The sequence below is a fragment of the Segatella copri genome (genome assembly GCF_009495355.1).
In the GTDB taxonomy this organism is placed as follows: Bacteria; Bacteroidota; Bacteroidia; order Bacteroidales; family Bacteroidaceae; genus Prevotella.
Map to the genome: position 1 here is coordinate 1 of NZ_VZAD01000051.1, position 18,318 is coordinate 18,318.

Consider the following 18,318-nt stretch of genomic DNA (forward strand, 5'->3'; position numbering starts at 1 on the left):
AATACCTGCGACTGGAGTTAAACCAGTTAGGTTAGTGTCATGCCCGACACACAAACAAAAAAAGCATCTTTCTAAAAGAAAGATGCTCTTGGTTGGGATACCCGGATTCGAACCAGGAATGACAGGACCAGAATCTGTAGTGTTACCATTACACCATATCCCAATGTCTTTTTGTTGTTGCAATGTCATTTCTTAATTGCGAGTGCAAAGGTAATACTTTTTTCTGAACCCACAAAATTTTTCTCAACTTTTTTATCGAAAATCGTTATTTTTTTCATTTTTATGCCTTTTCGGACAAAAAACACGTGGTTTTGCGCCATACCAACCTTAAAAAAACAGAAAAGTTGGAGGAAAGTAACGCATACTCATTTTTTTGCACTATCTTTGTAGTCGAATAAACATAATAACAACTCAATGAATACAGCAAAACAATTAGTAGAGACAATTAAAGAAGGAATACAAGAGAAAAAAGGCAGCAATATCGTCATTGCAGACCTGAGCGAGATAGACGGCACCATAGCCAAGTACTTTATTATCTGCCAAGGCGGTTCACCCTCCCAGGTAGAGGCTATTGCAGAATCAGTAGGCGACTTCTGCCGTAAGAAGTTGGGCGAGAAACCTGTCAACGTAGCAGGATTAGGAAACGACCAATGGGTAGCCATCGACTTTGTGGATGTACTCGTACACATCTTCCAGCCTGAGGTAAGACAGTTCTATGATCTGGAACACCTCTGGGAAGACGCCAAACTGACAACCGTGCCAGACGTGATGTAACCGTCGCGCGTACATTATTATATATAATAAGAAAGAAAGCAAGAAACAAAAGTCTTTTTTAAAACAAAAAAAGGAAAGGAAACATTCAATATGGAACAAGGCAACAACAAGAACAATCCCGGCGGGCCCCAACCCCCCAAGATGCCTAAGTTCAACATGAACTGGCTCTATATACTTATCATCGTCGGACTGATGGTAGCCTACTTGAGCGGAGGCACAAACTCTTTAGGAGGAAGTGCCACACAAGAAGCCACCTACACACAGTTTAAGCAATACGTGGAAAAAGGTTATGTGCTGAGCGTTGTAGCCAACAAGACCGAGAACACCCTGAAACTGTATATCAACCCCAAGTACTCACGCGAGGTGTACAAAACCTCAGCCAAGAACTTAGGCACCAACCCTTATGTGGAGGTGCAGTTTGGTTCGGTAGATGAGGTGGACAGGTTTGCCAACGCCATGGTGCAAGCCAAGAAAATCAATTCGTTCAGTTATAAGAACGAGTCAACGGACGGTTTCCTCAAAATCTTGTGGAATATCTTCCCGCTGATTCTTTTCTTCGTCTTCATCTGGTGGATGTCGGGACGTATGGGCGGCATGGGCGGCTCAGGCGGAGGAATCTTCAATGTAGGCAAGAGCAAAGCACGTATGTACGAGAAAGGCAATGCCATCGGCATCACCTTCAAGGACGTGGCAGGACAGGAAGGAGCCAAACAGGAAGTACAGGAAATCGTAGACTTCCTGAAGAACCCCAACAAATATACCGACTTAGGTGGTAAGATACCTAAGGGAGCCCTTCTCGTAGGACCTCCGGGAACTGGTAAGACTCTCCTTGCCAAAGCCGTGGCAGGCGAAGCTGGCGTACCTTTCTTCTCGATGAGTGGTTCCGACTTCGTAGAGATGTTTGTCGGCGTAGGTGCATCACGTGTGCGCGATCTCTTCCGTCAGGCTAAGGAGAAAGCACCTTCCATCATCTTTATCGACGAGATTGATGCAGTAGGACGTGCCCGCAGCAAGAACCCATCCATGGGAGGCAATGACGAGCGCGAGAACACGCTCAACGCCCTGCTTACCGAGATGGACGGATTTGGAACAAACAGCGGTGTCATTATCCTGGCAGCCACCAACCGTGTGGACATGCTCGACAGCGCCTTGCTGCGTGCAGGACGATTCGACCGTGAAATACACGTCGACCTTCCTGACCTGAATGAGCGAAAAGCCATATTCCTGGTTCATCTAAAACCTGTAAAGGTAGACAAGAGTGTTGACGTAGACCTGCTGGCACGACAGACACCAGGATTCTCGGGAGCCGATATTGCAAATGTGTGCAACGAGGCAGCCCTTATAGCAGCACGCCACGACAAGAAGAGCGTAAGCAAACAAGACTTCCTCGATGCTGTAGACCGCATCGTAGGCGGACTGGAGAAAAAGACCAAGGTGATGACAGCAGAGGAGAAGCGAAGCATCGCACTCCACGAGGCTGGCCATGCCACCATTTCATGGTTCTGTCAGTATGCCAATCCACTTATCAAGGTAACTATCGTTCCACGCGGACAGGCTCTCGGAGCAGCCTGGTATCTGCCCGAAGAACGACAGATCACCACCAAGGAACAGATGCTCGACGAGATGTGTTCGCTCATGGGAGGACGCGCTGCCGAGGAACTCTTTACGGGTCATATATCATCGGGAGCCATGAACGACCTGGAAAGAGCCACCAAGAGTGCCTATGGCATGATAGCCTACTTAGGTATGAGCGACAAGCTGCCTAATATATGCTATTACAACAACCAGGAATATTCCTTCCAGCGTCCATACTCCGACACCACTGCCCGCATGATAGACGAAGAGGTGCTCAAGATGGTGAACGAACAGTATACCCGAGCCAAGAACATCCTCGTAGAGCACAAGGAAGGCCATAACGCCCTTGCCGAGCTCCTCATCCAGAAAGAGGTGATCATGGCAGAAGACGTAGAGAAGATCTTTGGCAAGCGTCCATGGCTTAGCCGTTCACAGGAAATCATGGAGGACGAGCAGCCCAAGATTGACGACAAACTGAAGGAACTGCCCGAGGTTCAGGCAGCCATCAAGGCTCACGAGCAGGCACAACAGGAAGACAACTCGTCTGAAAGCACCGAAAACAATGATACCGACGTGCAGAACGACGAGAACTCAGAAGAAACAAACAACAAATAAAATAAGGAATCACAAATGACCGACAAACAAAAGAATCTTATCGTGAGGTCTATCACGGGCGTCTTGTTCGTGGTGTGCATGGTGTCTTGTTTCCTCAACCCAAGAGCCATGATTTTCCTCTTTACCATCATTACAGGACTCAGCATCTGGGAATACTGCGGACTGGTAAACAACGAGAAGGAAGACGTCACCGTCAACCGTCTGATCTGCACCATTGCCGGAGTATACTTTTTCCTGGCCGTGGCAGGACTGCGAATGGGCATCGTAGGCAATTTCATTGTCTTTGTTCCCTATCTGCTCACCATCGTCTACCTGTTTATCAGCGAACTGTATACCGGCAACAAAGACGCCATCAACGACTGGGCCTACACCATGCTCTCGCAGATGTACATCGCCCTACCCTTCTCTATGATCAATATTTTGGCTTTCGAATACTCAGCTTTCGACGGCCAGATACACTACGACATGCTGTTGCCACTGAGTATTTTCATATTCCTTTGGACAAACGATACCGGAGCCTACTGCAGCGGTTCGCTCTTCGGCAAGCATAAACTCTTCCCACGCATCAGTCCTGCCAAGAGTTGGGAAGGAAGCATAGGCGGAGGTATATTCGTTCTGATTGCAGCTGCCGTGATTGGTTACTTGGCAAATGACGGCGAGGCTCACCGACTCAGCATTGCCGGATGGATGGGTTTAGGCCTGGTTGTCGTATTCTTCGGAACATGGGGCGACTTGGTAGAGAGTCTCTTCAAACGCACTTTGGGAGTAAAGGACAGCGGCACACTGCTGCCAGGACATGGCGGTATGCTCGACCGTTTCGACTCTTCGCTCATGGCCATTCCCGCAGCCGTCATCTATCTCTATACACTGCAGCTTTTCGTATAAAAAAAGAGGCTCATGAGTTTCCCTTTTAACTCATGAGCCTTTTTTTAGGAACTTTTTTTGTCTTTGTAACTTATTGATAATCAATAGCAAGTTTTCATATTTTACTACGGCTCATTTATTTCCTGCTGGCTCACCCGCTCTGCCTCTTCAGCTTTCTGCCGGGCGATGGCAGCTTCCTGTTCAGCCTTGACACGAGCCAGCTCTGCAGCTTTGGCGGCAGCCTTGGCAACAGCCTCAGCACGTTCTTTAGCCAGACGTATCAACTCAGCACGATGCTTTCTCAACAAATCTACCATGATAGAAGCAGCTTCGTCGGGCGCCACCTTACTTCCCAACTCTCTCAGCACTTCCTGATATTCAGCAAGCATTCTTTCGCGTGCAGGCTGCCCTGGCATAATCTTATACAGCTCGTTGGCTATTCCGTCTATCGTAAACTTATCGGCGAACATCTCTGGAACCACTTCCTTATTGGCCACCAAGTTGACAAGAGAAATATAGTCAACCTTCAGCACGTGATTGAAGGCAAAACGAATCAGTTTTGGCAAGGGAGTTTCATAGCACACCACTTGCGGAACATTAAACAGGGCTGTCTCGAGCGTGGCAGTTCCACTGGTTACAAGAGCCGCCGTGGTGTGAGACAAGAGCTGGTAAGTCTTATTCTTCACCACTCTGACAGGAGAACCTTCCAGGAATTTATCGTAATATTCATCCTCTATCGACGGAGCTCCAGCCAACACCATTTGATAATCTTCAAAACGTTCAGCCACCTCTATCATGGCAGGAAGATTGTCCTTAATTTCCTGTAGTCGGCTACCAGCTAAAAGAGCGACAATCGGCTTACGACTGTCAAGATTATTTTCTCGACAAAACTCCTCATGCGTCTGATGATATCCTGCTCTGAACTCTGCCACTTCCTGAGCAGTGGGATTGCCCACATAGTGAACGGGATACTTATGTTTCTGCTCATAGAAAGGCACCTCGAAAGGCAGTATGGAGAACATCTCGCTCACATCACGTTTGATGCTTTTAATACGCCATTCCTTCCAGGCCCAAATCTTAGGCGAAATATAATAGTAGACAGGTATCAACGTATTCTTTTTCAAGAACTTGGCTATATTGAGATTAAAGCCTGGATAATCGACTAAGATCACAACATCGGGTTTCCACGCCACAATATCCTCCTTGCATCTTTTCATGTTCGAGAAGATGGTGCCCAGATGCAGCAGCACAGGTACAAAGCCCATATAGGCCAGTTCCTTATAATGCTTGACACGAGTTCCTCCCTCAGCAGCCATCAAGTCGCCGCCGAAGAATCGAAATTCAGCCAATTCGTCATATTTTTTCAACGAGCGCATCAATCTGCTGGCATGCAGATCGCCACTCGCCTCACCTACTATCAGATAATATTTCATCCTTATTGTCGAATATTCTTAGTTAATCGTCAAGTTCAGAAGCTTCCGTGTTGAGCGACCTGTTGTTCTCAAGCCACTCATAGTCGGTCACATCTATTCTTGTAGGCGTAATGGCAATGTAGCCATGACTGAGCGCCCACTGATCAGTATCTACAGCCTCGGGCTCATCATTGCGATATTCGCCCACCATCCAGTAATAGTCGTAACCACGAGGATGATGCTCCTTCACCACCTCATTGATCCACGAGCCCCATGTCATACGGCAAACCTTAAAGCCCTTGAAAGGAGGTTTGACGGGAAAGTTGACATTAAGACAAGTTCCCTTGGGCAGTCCTTCACGAAGCACTCGCTTCACGATGCTTACCACTCCGTCACGCAAGGGTGACAGATCGGCGTTCACATCATAGTTGCAACTACTGAACGCCACCGAGGGAATATACTTCATACAGCCTTCCTTGGCTACGCCCATTGTGCCCGAATAATGATTGTTCACACTCGAGTTGTCGCCATGGTTGATACCACTGAGTATCAGGTCGGGAACACGAGGAGCCAGCAGCTGGTCGAGAGCTATCTTCACACAGTCGACAGGCGTTCCAGAGCACGACCACACTTCCACCTCCTCGCCCATGTTGTGTCTGCGTTTCAACAGCAGTGGTGATGTTACCGAGAAGGCGCATCCATAGCCCGACCGTCCACTCTCAGGAGCCACCACAAGCACCTCGCACCAGTCTTTCAGAAATCCAACAAGCGTCTTGATGCCATTGGCATGATAGCCGTCATCATTGGATATTAATATTAAAGGTTTCTTATTTTCCATAAAAATATCGCTCTTTTTGGTGCAAAAGTACGAAAAAACCTTTAAAGTAACGTCTTTCTCGCATAAAATATGTATCTTTGCAGAAATTTTGTGATGATTTTTAATATAGAAAATTAAGAATATGGGAAAAATAATCGCATTGGCCAACCAGAAAGGCGGTGTCGGCAAAACGACAACCACCATCAACTTGGCAGCATCATTGGCCACACTGGAGAAGTCGGTTCTTGTTGTAGACGCCGACCCACAGGCTAACGCCTCCAGCGGCTTAGGAGTAGACATCAAGGAGGTAGACTGCTCTCTGTACGAGTGCATTATCGACCATGCAGATGTTCGTGATGCCATCTATACCACCGATATTGATGGGCTCGACATCATCCCCAGCCACATCGACCTTGTCGGTGCAGAGATAGAAATGCTCAATCTGCAGAACCGCGAAAGGGTTATCAAGAATCTGCTCGCCCCTATCCGCGACGAGTATGATTTCATCCTTATCGACTGTTCGCCATCTCTGGGACTCATCACAGTCAACTCGCTGACAGCAGCCGACAGCGTCATCATTCCTGTTCAGTGCGAATACTTTGCCCTGGAAGGCATCAGCAAGTTGCTCAATACGATTAAGATTATCAAGAGCAAGCTCAACACCAAGCTCGAGATTGAGGGCTTCCTGCTTACCATGTACGACAGCCGTCTGCGTCTGGCCAATCAGATTTACGACGAGGTGAAGCGCCACTTCCAGGAGTTGGTGTTCAAGACCGTCATCCAGCGCAACGTGAAGCTGAGCGAGAGCCAGAGCCACGGTCTTCCCGTCATCCTCTACGACACAGAGTCGAATGGCGCCAAGAACCACTTGGCGTTGGCAAAAGAAATTATCAACAAGAACTCATAAAGTAAGAAAAAAAGAGTGAAGACATGCTCACTCCTTACTAAGAAATAGAAAATGGCAGTACACAAGAAATACAATAACGGAACCAAGAGCAATGCCCTGGGACGAGGTCTCGACGCACTTATCTCTACCGAAGGAGTGCGCACACAGGGCAGCAGTACCATCAACGAGATTCCTCTCGACCAGATAGAAGCAAACCCCAACCAGCCCCGTCGCGAGTTCGACGACGAAGCTCTCCATGAGTTGGCAGAAAGCATCAAGGCCATAGGCATCATTCAGCCCATCACCTTGCGACAGGTGGCAGAGAACCGCTTCCAGATTATCGCAGGTGAACGTCGCTGGCGTGCCTCCCAGTTGGTTGGACTGAGAGCCATACCAGCCTATATCCGTACCATCAGCGATGAGAATGTGATGGAGATGGCACTCGTCGAGAACATCCAGCGCCAGGACCTCAACGCCATAGAAATAGCTTTGGCATACGAGCACCTGATGGAGAACAACGAGATGACTCAGGAGAAGATAGCCGAGCGCGTGGGCAAAAGCCGCGCTGCTGTAGCCAACTACCTGCGTCTGCTCAAGTTGCCAGCTCAGGTACAGATGGCACTTCAGAAGAAAGAAATCGACATGGGCCATTGCCGCGCCCTCTTGGCACTCGACAGCCCTTCACTTCAGATCAAGCTGTTCCATGAAATTCAGAAGAACGGCTACTCTGTGCGCAAGGTAGAGGAGATGGTACAGCAAATAAAGGACAGCGAGGACAACGAGACAGCCAGAAAGGTAATCAAGGGAAAAGCCGAACTGCCCGAGGAGTTCACCCTGCTGAAGAACCGCCTCTCGCAGTTCCTCAACACCAAGGTTCAGTTTACCTGCTCACCCAAGGGCAAGGGAAAAATCAGCATTCCCTTTGCCAACGAGGAGGAATTAGAGCACATCATGAACGTTTTCGACCAATTAAAACAAAACTAATTAGGTGAAATCGAAAATATCACATATTTGTATATCAGTCTTGTTGACCAGCCTACCCTGGGCTGCTCAGGCACAGAAGGCTGTCACAGCCAGTCAATCCACTGCAGGCGAAGATCAGCCTGCCGTAGTGGCACCTGCAGATACAACATTCTCTGCCAAAGACAGTCTCAAGCTCAACAGTATGCTCCAGGTTGCTACCAAGAAGCCCAAGCGCGACTGGTCCACATGGCGTCCTGACACCAAGCGTGCCATGTGGCTTGCCATCGTTCTGCCAGGAGCAGGACAGATATACAACCGTAAATACTGGAAACTACCTATTATATATGGTGGTTTCGTAGGCTGTGCCTATGCCATCACCTGGAACAACCAGATGTATCACGACTATTCACAGGCCTATATGGACATCATGGACGATGACCCCACTACCGACAGTTACAACCAGTTCCTGCACTTAGGAGCCACCATCGATGCCAGCAACATGGACCGATACAAGGAAATCTTCCGCAAGCGCAAAGACCGTTACCGCCGCTGGCGCGACATGGGTGTGTTTGTGATGATTGGCGTTTATGCCTTCTCCATCATTGATGCCTATGTGGATGCATCACTCTCCGAGTTCGACATTTCCGACGACCTTACTCTGAGAGTAGAGCCTGCCTTCATGAACAGCAACCCGCAAAGCCGCAACCCCTTCCGATCAGGAACATTGGGACTTCAATGCTCACTCACTTTTTAAAGTGAGGAACACAATTGTGTAGAATCTTAAAGAAACTTATAGAAAAGAAAGAATAACATAAATGAAAAAAATACTATTATTAGCAGCTGCAATGTTACTTGGTATGCCTGCACAGATGCTGGCGCAAACCGACGACACTGAAGAGAAAAAAGAAGATGTAATCACAGTCACCGACAAACAGGGCAACGAGGAAGAGATAGAAGTCCCTGTAGGACTGGAGGACAACCTCGACAGCCTACTGCATCTTTATAATGCTAAGACCTATATGATGCAAGACACATCTTGCAACTATCGTGATGTCAACCCAGTCTTCGACAAGGAGGTTTACATCGACCGGCTCAAGCGTCTGCCCACCATCATCGAGATGCCTTACAACGATGTGGTGCAGAAGTTCATCGACCGCTACAGCGGCAAGCTCCGCCGCTCTGTGAGCTATATGCTGGGCGCAGGCAATTTCTATATGCCAATCTTCGAGGAGGCTTTAGAGGCTTACAACCTTCCCCTCGAGCTCAAATATCTTCCTGTCATCGAGTCTGCCCTCAACCCTACTGCCGTTTCACGCGTAGGAGCCACCGGCCTCTGGCAGTTCATGATAGGCACAGGCAAGCGCTACGGACTTGAGGTCAACTCACTCATCGATGAGCGTCGCGATCCAGTGAAATCCTCTTATGCTGCCGCCCACTATCTGAGCGACCTCTATAAGATTTTCGACGACTGGAGCCTTGTCATCGCTGCCTACAACTGTGGCCCCGACAAGGTCAACAAGGCCATCCACCGCGCCAAAGGTTCTGCCGATTACTGGAACATCTATCCCTACCTCCCCAAGGAGACACGCGGATATGTGCCAGCCTTCATCGCAGCCAACTACATCATGAACTACTATTGCGACCACAACATCTGTCCTATGGTGACCGAATTGCCTATTAAGACCGACACCGTGGTTGTCAACAAAGACCTTCATCTGGAGCAGATTGCCCAGGTGCTCAACATCAACATCCAGCACCTTCGCAGCCTCAATCCACAATACCGTCGCGACATTGTCAATGGTCTCAACAAACCTATGACAGTACGACTTCCCTCATCTCTCGTTGGCCCCTTCATCGACCAGGAAGACTCCATCTACAACTTCAAAACCGACGAACTGCTGCTCAAGCGCTCTGTCGTAGAGGTAAACCAAGAAGAGCCTAAGGTAAGCCGCCACAGCTACCACAGCAGCCGCCATCGCTCCTCTGCAACACGCAGCAGGAGCCGCAAGAGCAGAAGCAGAAAGAGTAAGCGCGGAGGAAGAAACGTAACCATCAAGAGTGGTGACACCCTGTCGGAGATAGCAGAACGCAACCACACTACCGTGGCTAAACTGCGCAAGCTCAACAAGATTTCGGGCAACCATATCCGTGCCGGCAAGAAACTCAAGGTGAAGTAATATACACATTATTATATATATAGTTATTAATCTGACTAACACAAAGCGCAGGAGGCAAGAACTATGGACGATCAGAACCTCAAAGACTTAGAGAGAGAACAGGCCGACAACAAACTCATTGGCGATGCATTCCAGCATCTGCTCGACACCTATGTAGCTTCACGTCACCGCAAGAAGGTAGACATTGTCACCAAAGCATTCAACTTTGCACGCCAGGCACACAAGGGCGTACGTCGCCTCTCGGGCGAACCCTACATCATGCACCCTATCGCCGTGGCTCAGATAGCCTGCGAGGAAATGGGACTGGGATCCACCAGTATCTGTGCCGCACTCCTGCACGACGTGGTAGAAGACACCGACTATACAGTAGAAGACATCTCCAACATCTTCGGAGAGAAGATAGCCCAGATTGTAGACGGACTAACCAAGATCAGCGGTGGTATCTTTGGTGACAAGGCATCGGCACAAGCCGAGAACTTCAAGAAACTGCTGCTCACCATGAGCGACGACATCCGCGTCATCCTTATCAAGATCTGCGACCGTCTGCACAACATGCGCACACTCGCCTCGCAGCCTGCCAACAAGCAGTACAAGATAGCCGGCGAGACGCTTTACATCTACGCTCCATTGGCCAATCGTCTGGGCCTTAACAAAATAAAGACCGAGCTCGAAGACCTCAGCTTCCGCTACGATCATCCACAGGAATACACCAACATCGAGCACAAACTTGCCGACACCGAGGCACAACGCGACACCCTCTTCTCACAGTTCACACAGCCCATCAGGGAGGAACTCGACAAGATGGGCATACAGTATAAGATCAAGGCACGTGTAAAGAGCCCTTATTCCATTTGGAACAAGATGCAGAATAAGCACGTGAGCTTCGACGAAATATACGACATCCTTGCCGTCCGCATCATCTTCACACCCAAGGAAAGAGCCAACGAGGTCAACGAATGCTTCAATATCTATGTGGCCATCAGCCAGATATACAAGAGTCATCCCGACCGTCTGCGCGACTGGCTCAACCATCCTAAAGCCAACGGCTATCAGGCACTCCACGTCACCCTCATGAGCAAGCAGGGACGCTGGATAGAGGTACAGATAAGAAGCGACCGTATGGACGAGGTGGCCGAACAGGGATTTGCTGCCCACTGGAAATACAAAGAAGGCGAAGACGCTGAATACACAGAGGACGAGAACGAGCTCAACGACTGGTTGGGCACCATCAAGGAAATCCTCGACGATCCACAGCCCGACGCCATGGATTTTCTCGATGCCATCAAGCTCAACCTCTTTGCCTCAGAGATCTTTGTCTTCACCCCTAAGGGCGAGATCAAGACCATGCCAGCAGGCTGTACAGCCCTCGACTTCGCCTTCCAGATACACACCTTCTTAGGAAGCCACTGCATCGGAGCAAAGGTAAACCATAAGCTGGTGCCACTGAGCCATAAACTGCAAAGCGGCGACCAGGTGGAAATCCTCACCAGCAAGAGTCAGCACGTACAGCCTTCATGGATAAACTTCGTGAGCACAGCCAAGGCAAAGAGCAAGATTCAAGCCATACTGCGACGCGACAACCGCGAGATACAGAAGAAGGGCGAGGACATTCTGAACGAATGGCTCAAGAAGAACAGTCTGGAGGTCAACAACTCCATCCTCGACAAGCTCTGCGACTATCACCACATACAGAAACACGAAAACTTCTTCCAGGCATTGGGCGACCACTGCATTCTGTTGGGCGAGAAAGATCTTGACGAACTGCAAAGCAAGAACAAGAAAGACAAGAGCTCAAGCAGTTGGCGCAACTATATCCCCTTCCTCGGCAAGAGCAAGGACAAAAAGGCTGACGAAAAGGACAACAAGCCGCAACAGCTCATGGTGGTGGGCAAGGACTTCAACAAGAAGAAACCCCTCATCATCACCGAGGAGAACATCTCGCAGTTCATCTTCCCCTCATGCTGCCATGCCATTCCTGGCGATGACATCATGGGCTACATCGACAACAAGAACCGCATCGAGATACACAAGCGCTCCTGCTCTGTGGCAGCCAAGCTCAAGTCGAGCTATGGCAACCGCATCGTCGACGCCAAGTGGCAGATGCACAAGCTGATGTACTTTGACGCCACCATCGAGATAAAGGGCATCGACCGCAAGGGATTGCTCCTCGACGTGAGCCGTGTCATCAGCGACCAGCTCAATGTCAACATACACAAGCTCACCATCAGCAGCGACAATGGCATCTTCGACGGTTGCATCGAAATCAGAATTCACGATCGCGAAGATGTAAAGGTGATCATGGATAATCTGAAGATCATCGACGGCCTGCAGGATGTACAGCGCATCCTGTAAGCCATAGGACAGAAAAAACTATAAAACAAATATCAACCTACAAAAAACAACGACAATGAAAAAACTAATCCTGTCTATCCTCACCACGTTGGCAGTCCTCCCAGTGCTGGCTGCCAACAAGTACGACAACCCCGACACACTCTTCGTTTCACGCGACGGTACCTGCGAGTTCCGCACCATCGACGAAGCCATAGAGGTGTGCCGTGCCTTCATGGACTACACCAAGGTCATCTACGTCAAGAAAGGCGTTTACAAGGAGAAACTCATCATCCCATCATGGCTCACCCACATCACCATCTGTGGCGAAGACCGCGACCAGACTATCATCACCTGGGACGACCATGCCAACATCAAGATGCCAACAGGCGGACTCGACTCCGAGGCTGCTGTCAAGGGCAAGCCCATCGGCACATTCCGCACCTACACACTGAAGGTTCAGGGCAGCTACATCACCCTGAAGAATATCACTATCGAAAACAATGCCGCACGATTAGGACAAGCTGTAGCCCTGCACACTGAGGGCGACCACATCCTGGTACAGAACTGCCGACTCTTAGGCAATCAGGACACCGTATATACAGGCGTTGCCGGCACACGCATCGCCTTCTACGACTGCTACATCGAGGGAACAACAGACTTCATCTTCGGTCCTTCCATCGCTTGGTTCGAGAACTGCGAAATCCACAGCAAGTCCAACAGCTATATCACAGCCGCGTCCACACCAGCCGGTCAGCAGTATGGCTACGTGTTCCATAAGTGCCGCCTCACCGCCTCGCCCGAGGCCACACAGGTTTATCTGGGCCGTCCATGGCGTCCATACGCCTACACACTCTTCATCGACTGCGAAATGGGCAGCCATATCCGTCCTGTAGGCTGGGACAACTGGCGCAATGCAAGCAACGAGAAGACCGCCCGCTACTTCGAGTACGGCAACCATGGTCCTGGCGCCTCAACCAAAGCCCGTGCACCCTGGACACATCAGCTCAGCAAGAAGGAAGCCGCACGCATCACCATCGCCAACGTCTTCGGTGAAGACTGCTGGTAAATAAGTTTTCCAACGCTATAAACTATACAAGAGACAATGGACATCAAGAATATCAAGAAAGAATGGAACGCAGCCATACTCGACATACTGAAGACATTCATCAGTATCTGCCACACACACAACCTGCGCTACTACTGCTGTGCAGGAACAGCCATAGGGGCTGTGCGCCATCATGGTATGATACCCTGGGACGATGACATCGACGTCATCATGCCACGCCCCGACTACGACCGCTTTCTTGAGATAGCACGCCACGAAGACTTCGGCAACTACGAGGTGGTAACGCCCTACAACAACGAGCGTTACCCTCTCTATTTCTCCAAGCTGGTCAACAAGAACACCACACTCATCGAGGAGAAAGAGCGCCCTTGCATCATCGGACTCTTCGTCGACATCTTCCCACTTGATGCCACTGCCGACGATGTGGAACAGGCCAAGGCACTGCAGCGCAAATATGTGAAGCACATCAACTGCCTCAACGCCATTTCCACCCGAAACACCTTTGGCGAATACCTGACATTGCTCACCCATCGTAAGACCTGGGGACGTTTTGTCGTCAAGACGGCAGCCTTCTTCTTCCGCAACCTCATGCGCAGACATTTCATAGCGAAAATGGATCATCTGAGTCATCTCTACGACTTCGACAAAGCACTGAACGTACAGGTTTACACAGGCTCCTATCATGAACGCGAAATCTTCCCTAAGGCATGGCTTGGCAACGGCAAACCATTCCCCTTCGAAGACACCACCGTTCTTCTGCCTGCAGAATACGACAAGTATCTCAGCCACTTCTTCGGCAACTACATGCAGTTGCCGCCAGTAGAACAACGGGTAGAGAAACACCTGCGCTATTATCTCAACATGGAGAAAAGAGAGACATGGCAGGAGATTTCAAAGAAACTTCTATAACTTCTGAGCAAACGAAACTTCTATCGTGTGCCCGAAACCACTCTCCACATCCCAGAGCGGTTTCCATCCCAATGCCTTCAGCTTATCGGTATTGAAGGTTGCCTTGGTGACTGGGGTCGTATTCCCCTTCATCACGTCGTCTTCGGCAATGTCGAATACCACCTTGCGGTCAGCCTTCCTTGCTATCAACTCCGCCAACTCACGGATAGATATATTCGACTCCGAATGCGCCACATTATAAGCATTTGCCCTCTCGCCGTCGAGCAGGAGGCGCAAAATGGCATGGGCAGCATCCACTACGTAAAGCCACGACCGGAAAGCCTCACCACGACTCTTCAGCACAATATCCTCACCGCGCAACACGTTGCGGATAAACTGCGCATACACTCTGTTGTCGCTCTCCGTAAAGCCTGGACCGTAAGTATGGCTCAACCTGGCTATAACGACATCAGCGCCATACTCTGCCCCATAAGCCATACAGAGCGTCTCAGCTGCACGCTTCGACGAAGGATAACAAGCCCTCACCGATGCACAGTCCACGTAACCGCTGCTTGTCTCTGAAAACTCGCTGCCGTCGCCCTCGCCGTAAACCTCGCCCGAAGAGATGTACACCATGCGCTTCATGCCATGCTGCAGGCCAAACTCTATCAGATGAGCAACACCATCAAAATTCGCTTTCATCACCTCCACAGGTTTCTCGCGGAAGAAGTTGGGACTCGCATTACTTGCTGCATCGATGACAAAGTCTATACCCTGCGCAGACAGACCATGAGCCTCACACTGTTCGTCCATAGGCTGCGTAACATCCATCTCGACAAAGCCAAAGTCGGCCTCGTCCCAGTAAGCAGCAAACTTCGTTCTGGCACGCAGCCTGTTGCGTCCTGCCGCCACAACCCTGTAACCTCTGTCAGGATTCAGCATCAGCACGTCGACCACACAACTGCCAATCAGTCCTGTAGCACCCACTACGAGAATCGTCTTCCCATTGAGACGCTTCAAGTCGAGCCCCTCATCGAAGAGGCGGTCTATATCTTTCCTGTATATTGTTTTTTCCGACATTGCTAAATGATTTTAACATCTGTCAACTTACTTAATCCATCCCTCGGGCTGCACCTTCATCAGGGCCTTGAGAATCTCAAGGTCTTCTACGGTTGTAATCTTGATATTCTTCTCCGATCCCGGCACGATGTGCATCTTTCTTCCACCCAGCTCAGCCATCAGCGTACACGATGCCACCGAGTTGTCGATGCCTTTGGCCTTAGCCTCCTCGTGCGCAGCTATCAAGTTGCCCAGCCTGAAAGTCTGAGGCGTCTGCGTACGGATCAGCTTGTCGCGCGGAATACTTGTCGTTGTCGTAAACCCGTCCTCACTCTCCAGGATAGCCTCACGACACTTGATGCCCGTAATCGCATAACCATACTTCTGGCAAATGGCGATGTTGGAAGAGATAATATCCTGCGAGAGCAGAGGCCGCACGGCATCATGCACCAACACAAGGTCATCGTCGCTGCATCCAGCCTCTTTCAGACCATAGATACCATTGTGTATCGACTCCTGCCCATTGGCTCCACCAGGGAAAATCCACTTCAGCTTCGTAATACAAAACTGGTTGGCGTACGACTGCAGCACCGTTTCCCATCCTGCCAGGCACACCACGGCGATTCCCTGTATGTCGGGATGCTTCTGAAATGCCATCATCGTATGGATGATAATCGGACAATTATCCACGTGCATAAACTGTTTGGGAATGTCCTGTCCCATTCTGTTGCCAGAACCGCCGGCTATAATAAGAGCATAGTTCATATCAATAATTCTTTTATCTTGTTTCACACAAACACGCACCATGCATGTTGTCGTGGTGCAAAGATACAAAAAATAAAACAACTATTCCCCTTTTCTCGAAAAACTATCAATCATTTCGCCAAATTCTTCTTCATCCACGGCCTGCTGTCACATCCAACGACGGACGAAATCGGGTTCACGCCCACCTCAGCCTTAGTGAATTGAGCACTACACTCAGACTCGAGCAAGCCATAAGTCCACTTGCCCACATCGGAGTAATCTGGAAGTCGATGCCAAAGATGTGGAGCGCACCTGCCGCCAGGGGAATGCACACGATGTTGTAGACAAAAGCCCAGAAGAGATTCTGCCAAATCATGCCCACAGTCTTGCGGCTCAGCACGACAGCATCAGGAAGAGCCATGAGGTCATCGCCCATGAGCGTTATCTGAGCCACATCCATCGCCACATCCGTTCCCCGCCCTATCGCGATGCTCACATCTGCCAGGGCAAGAGCCTGCGTGTCGTTGATGCCGTCGCCCACCATAGCCACTCGCTTGCCTTGCTGCTGCAACGTCTTCACCAAAGCCTGTTTGTCACCAGGCAGCACCTTGCTGTGATAGTTGCCGATGCCTGCTTCCTGCGCCCAGTAACGGGCAGCCTCCTCTTTATCGCCACTCATCATGTACACCTCGATGCCTTCCTGCCGAAGTGCCGTCATCGCTTCCTTGGCATGGGGTTTGAGCGATTCACGCTCCTGCAGAGACAGTTGGTCTTGTCGGGTGAAATCAATATTGGGATTGGGAATAGTAAGCGTTCCCGTCTTGTCGATTACAAGTGCATCCACCTTTCTGAGATTCTCCAAAGCCGATGCGTCCTTGATGAGGATTTGCTTCTGAGCCGCCTTTCCTATACCTACCATCAAGGCCGTGGGAGTGGCCAGTCCCATGGCACATGGACAGGCAATCACCAAAACGGCAACAGCCGACAGGATGGCTTGCGGCAGCGCCCCATTGCCACCGACAATCAACCACACCAGGAAGGTAAAGAAAGCTATCGCTGCCACTACGGGCACAAACACCACGGCTGCCTTGTCTACAATGCGCTGCACTGGTGCTTTACTGCCCTGAGCTTCCTGAACCATTCGGATGATGTGGGCCAGGGCGGTGTTCTCGCCAATCTGCTTGGCTCTCATGCGAAGCTTTCCCTGGCTCGGAATAGTGCCAGCCAGCACGTTGTCGCCAGCCTTTTTCATCGCCGGAGTCGGTTCGCCGCTTATCATCGCCTCATCCACATAGGCAGCATCGGCAGTCATGAAACTCTCAGCCTGGGTCACCACGCCATCCACCGGAATCTTCTCGCCGGCTCTTACCTCTATCATGTCGCCTATCTGAATGGTGGAAATCGGCACTTCCTCCATCTTGAAGTCATTGGTGCCTTCCATCTTCTCGCGAGTCACCAGTCGGGCGGTCTTCGGCTGCATGCCCATCAGCTGTCGGATGCTGCTCGCCGTACTGTCCTTCGCCTTTTCTTCCAGGCATCTGCCGGTCAGCACGAAGGTGATAATCATCACGGAAGCATCGAAATAAGTGTGCCATTCTATGCCTCTCGCTCCCCAGACCATTTCTCCGAAGAAGGTGTTGAAGGTGCTGAAAAGGAAGGCGATGAGGGTGCTGAGCGCCACGAGTGAATCCATGTTTGCCGTATGATGCAGGAGCTGCTTCCAGGCGGAAACATAAAACTGTTTGCCACAATAGAGCAGGTTGGCGAGTGTCAGGAGCAGACAAATCTGGTTGGCGAAGGAACCGGTATGTGAAATCCATCCCATGGAGAAACACATCGTCAGGATGGCGAAGAGCCATGAAGCAAGGGTTCGGCGGCGCAGGAGGGTGAACTCACGGCGGTTGATTTCCTCCACGCTTCTGTCGTTTTCGATGACGAGGTCGTAGCCGGCGTTGCTGATTTCCCGTTTCATATCTTCCAGGGAGATGATGTCGGGGTTATAATCTACCAGGGCTGTTCGGCTCGCCAGGGAAACCGAGGCGAAGTTGATGCCTTTTAGCGACCGTAGTTTCTTTTCGACATTGGTAGAGCATACGCTGCAAGCCATGCCTATTACTGGAATTGTTTTCTTCATTTTTGTCTTTTTA

15 protein-coding genes and 1 tRNA gene are annotated in these 18,318 nt (G+C 50.2%); 10 read left to right on the forward strand and 6 right to left on the reverse strand.

Annotation, left to right across the window (positions count from 1 at the left end):
- Positions 1–89 precede the first annotated feature (89 nt).
- Positions 90–163: transfer RNA gene (locus F7D20_RS05725), tRNA-Gln, on the reverse strand.
- Between the two features lie 251 nt (positions 164–414).
- Between F7D20_RS05725 and rsfS the strand changes: the two genes are divergently transcribed.
- The 3 genes from rsfS (at position 415) to F7D20_RS05740 (ending at position 3,849) form a co-directional block, all read left to right on the forward strand.
- A complete protein-coding gene (rsfS, locus tag F7D20_RS05730; protein ID WP_022251480.1) occupies positions 415–774 on the forward strand; it encodes a ribosome silencing factor in 360 nt (119 codons plus the stop codon).
- 90 nt (positions 775–864) lie between these two features.
- Positions 865–2,964: an ATP-dependent zinc metalloprotease FtsH gene (gene ftsH, locus F7D20_RS05735; RefSeq protein WP_158463220.1), complete on the forward strand. Its 2,100-nt coding sequence runs from the start codon at positions 865–867 to the stop codon at positions 2,962–2,964.
- Between the two features lie 15 nt (positions 2,965–2,979).
- Entirely contained in the window at positions 2,980–3,849 is an 870-nt protein-coding gene (locus F7D20_RS05740) for a phosphatidate cytidylyltransferase (RefSeq protein ID WP_022251482.1), read from the forward strand.
- A 104-nt stretch (positions 3,850–3,953) separates the two neighbouring features.
- On the opposite strand, the gene lpxB is transcribed toward F7D20_RS05740, so the two are convergent.
- Together lpxB and surE are read right to left on the reverse strand one after the other, a co-directional pair.
- The gene (lpxB, locus tag F7D20_RS05745) at positions 3,954–5,261 is read right to left on the reverse strand and encodes a lipid-A-disaccharide synthase (protein WP_158463221.1); all 1,308 of its coding nucleotides are present in this window, start codon (positions 5,259–5,261) and stop codon (positions 3,954–3,956) included.
- Positions 5,262–5,283: 22 nt separating this feature from the next.
- Positions 5,284–6,078, reverse strand: coding sequence for a 5'/3'-nucleotidase SurE (surE, locus tag F7D20_RS05750; protein WP_158463222.1), 795 nt, complete (start codon positions 6,076–6,078; stop codon positions 5,284–5,286).
- 121 nt (positions 6,079–6,199) lie between these two features.
- Here surE and F7D20_RS05755 point away from each other — a divergent pair, with 121 nt between their 5' ends.
- From F7D20_RS05755 to F7D20_RS05785, 7 genes are all read left to right on the forward strand, one after another.
- A complete protein-coding gene (locus F7D20_RS05755; protein WP_022251485.1) occupies positions 6,200–6,964 on the forward strand; it encodes a ParA family protein in 765 nt (254 codons plus the stop codon).
- 51 nt (positions 6,965–7,015) lie between these two features.
- Positions 7,016–7,927 (forward strand): ParB/RepB/Spo0J family partition protein, encoded by a 912-nt coding sequence (locus F7D20_RS05760; RefSeq protein ID WP_158463223.1) that lies wholly within the window; start codon positions 7,016–7,018, stop codon positions 7,925–7,927.
- 4 nt (positions 7,928–7,931) lie between these two features.
- Positions 7,932–8,660: a DUF5683 domain-containing protein gene (locus F7D20_RS05765; RefSeq protein ID WP_217757977.1), complete on the forward strand. Its 729-nt coding sequence runs from the start codon at positions 7,932–7,934 to the stop codon at positions 8,658–8,660.
- A gap of 61 nt (positions 8,661–8,721) precedes the next feature.
- Positions 8,722–10,083, forward strand: a complete 1,362-nt coding sequence (locus F7D20_RS05770) for a lytic transglycosylase domain-containing protein (protein WP_158463224.1) — start codon at positions 8,722–8,724, stop codon at positions 10,081–10,083.
- Positions 10,084–10,146: 63 nt separating this feature from the next.
- Positions 10,147–12,435 (forward strand): RelA/SpoT family protein, encoded by a 2,289-nt coding sequence (locus F7D20_RS05775; protein WP_158463225.1) that lies wholly within the window; start codon positions 10,147–10,149, stop codon positions 12,433–12,435.
- A gap of 55 nt (positions 12,436–12,490) precedes the next feature.
- On the forward strand, positions 12,491–13,480 hold the full coding sequence (locus tag F7D20_RS05780; protein ID WP_158463226.1) for a pectinesterase family protein: 990 nt from the start codon (positions 12,491–12,493) through the stop codon (positions 13,478–13,480).
- Between the two features lie 36 nt (positions 13,481–13,516).
- Positions 13,517–14,389: a LicD family protein gene (locus F7D20_RS05785; RefSeq protein ID WP_158463227.1), complete on the forward strand. Its 873-nt coding sequence runs from the start codon at positions 13,517–13,519 to the stop codon at positions 14,387–14,389.
- Here the strand turns inward: F7D20_RS05785 and F7D20_RS05790 are convergent.
- The 3 genes from F7D20_RS05790 to F7D20_RS05800 all read right to left on the reverse strand — a co-directional run bounded on the left by F7D20_RS05790 (position 14,384) and on the right by F7D20_RS05800 (position 18,305).
- Entirely contained in the window at positions 14,384–15,448 is a 1,065-nt protein-coding gene (locus F7D20_RS05790) for an NAD-dependent epimerase/dehydratase family protein (protein WP_158463228.1), read from the reverse strand. The genes F7D20_RS05785 and F7D20_RS05790 overlap by 6 nt on opposite strands.
- A 27-nt stretch (positions 15,449–15,475) precedes the next feature.
- Positions 15,476–16,192 (reverse strand): IspD/TarI family cytidylyltransferase, encoded by a 717-nt coding sequence (locus tag F7D20_RS05795; protein WP_022251493.1) that lies wholly within the window; start codon positions 16,190–16,192, stop codon positions 15,476–15,478.
- 175 nt (positions 16,193–16,367) lie between these two features.
- A complete protein-coding gene (locus tag F7D20_RS05800; RefSeq protein ID WP_158463229.1) occupies positions 16,368–18,305 on the reverse strand; it encodes a heavy metal translocating P-type ATPase in 1,938 nt (645 codons plus the stop codon).
- Between the last annotated feature and the right edge of the window lie 13 nt (positions 18,306–18,318).

Coding starts and splice junctions, on each gene's coding strand:
- rsfS (WP_022251480.1), top strand. CDS start 415: ATGAATACAGCAAAACAATTAGTAGAGACAATTAAAGAAGGAATACAA.
- ftsH (WP_158463220.1), top strand. CDS start 865: ATGGAACAAGGCAACAACAAGAACAATCCCGGCGGGCCCCAACCCCCC.
- F7D20_RS05740 (WP_022251482.1), top strand. CDS start 2,980: ATGACCGACAAACAAAAGAATCTTATCGTGAGGTCTATCACGGGCGTC.
- lpxB (WP_158463221.1), bottom strand. CDS start 5,261: ATGAAATATTATCTGATAGTAGGTGAGGCGAGTGGCGATCTGCATGCC.
- surE (WP_158463222.1), bottom strand. CDS start 6,078: ATGGAAAATAAGAAACCTTTAATATTAATATCCAATGATGACGGCTAT.
- F7D20_RS05755 (WP_022251485.1), top strand. CDS start 6,200: ATGGGAAAAATAATCGCATTGGCCAACCAGAAAGGCGGTGTCGGCAAA.
- F7D20_RS05760 (WP_158463223.1), top strand. CDS start 7,016: ATGGCAGTACACAAGAAATACAATAACGGAACCAAGAGCAATGCCCTG.
- F7D20_RS05770 (WP_158463224.1), top strand. CDS start 8,722: ATGAAAAAAATACTATTATTAGCAGCTGCAATGTTACTTGGTATGCCT.
- F7D20_RS05775 (WP_158463225.1), top strand. CDS start 10,147: ATGGACGATCAGAACCTCAAAGACTTAGAGAGAGAACAGGCCGACAAC.
- F7D20_RS05780 (WP_158463226.1), top strand. CDS start 12,491: ATGAAAAAACTAATCCTGTCTATCCTCACCACGTTGGCAGTCCTCCCA.
- F7D20_RS05785 (WP_158463227.1), top strand. CDS start 13,517: ATGGACATCAAGAATATCAAGAAAGAATGGAACGCAGCCATACTCGAC.
- F7D20_RS05790 (WP_158463228.1), bottom strand. CDS start 15,448: ATGTCGGAAAAAACAATATACAGGAAAGATATAGACCGCCTCTTCGAT.
- F7D20_RS05795 (WP_022251493.1), bottom strand. CDS start 16,192: ATGAACTATGCTCTTATTATAGCCGGCGGTTCTGGCAACAGAATGGGA.
- F7D20_RS05800 (WP_158463229.1), bottom strand. CDS start 18,305: ATGAAGAAAACAATTCCAGTAATAGGCATGGCTTGCAGCGTATGCTCT.